This is a genomic window from Flavobacterium saccharophilum, from assembly GCF_900142735.1.
GTDB lineage: Bacteria > Bacteroidota > Bacteroidia > Flavobacteriales > Flavobacteriaceae > Flavobacterium > Flavobacterium saccharophilum.
On sequence record NZ_FRBY01000014.1, the window covers coordinates 1 to 1,109 of the forward strand.

Consider the following 1,109-nt stretch of genomic DNA (forward strand, 5'->3'; position numbering starts at 1 on the left):
TACACCATAAAAGCTACGGCCAATGGTTGCGATTCTGCAAACACTGGATTTGTAATTAATGCTCAGCCTTCAACACCAGCTGTTCCAACACTAAGCGTTGTGACCCAGCCAACGTGTGCAACAGCAACAGGAAGTTTTACGATTGACAATTACGATGCAGCTTACACTTATACGATAACTCCATCAACGGGAGTAACACAAACTAGTGGATCTGTTACAGCCCTTGCTGGAAGTTATACCATAAAAGCAACACTTGGATCTTGTAGTTCATCTGATTCAGTTGCAGCAGTTGTAAACGCTCAGCCATCGACACCTGTAACGCCAACACTAAGCGCTGTGACCCAGCCAACGTGTGCAACAGCAACAGGAAGTTTTACGATTGACAATTACGATGCGACTTACACTTATACAATAACTCCATCAACGGGAGTAACACAAACTAGTGGATCTGTTACAGCTCCTGCTGGAAGTTATACCATAAAAGCTACGGCTAATGGTTGTGATTCTGCAAACACTGGATTTATAATTAACGCCCAGCCTTCAACACCAGCTGTGCCGACACTAAGTGCGGTTACACAGCCAACGTGTGCAACAGCAACAGGAAGTTTTACGATTGACAATTATGACGCGACTTACACTTATACGATAACCCCATCAACGGGAGTAACACAAACTAGTGGATCTGTTACAGCCCCTGCTGGAAGTTACACTATAAAAGCCACGGCCAATGGTTGCGATTCTGCAAACACTGGATTTGTAATTAATGCTCAGCCTTTAACCCCAGCTGTTCCAACACTAAGCGCTGTGACCCAGCCAACGTGTGCAACAGCAACAGGAAGTTTTACGATTGACAATTATGACGCGACTTATACTTATACGATAACCCCATCAACGGGCGTAACACAAACTAGTGGATCTGTTACGGCCCCTGCTGGAAGTTATACCATAAAAGCTACGGCTAATGGTTGTGATTCTGCAAACACTGGATTTGTAATTGATGCCCAGCCTTTAACTCCAGCTGTTCCAACACTAAGTGCTGTGACCCAGCCAACGTGTGCAACAGCAACAGGAAGTTTTACGATTGACAATTACGATGCGACTTACACTTA

Annotated in this window: 1 pseudogene; it reads left to right on the plus strand. The window is 44.6% G+C overall.

What is annotated here, in order from left to right:
* Nucleotides 1-1,109: pseudogene (locus BUA98_RS22445) on the plus strand (hypothetical protein); the annotation flags it as partial.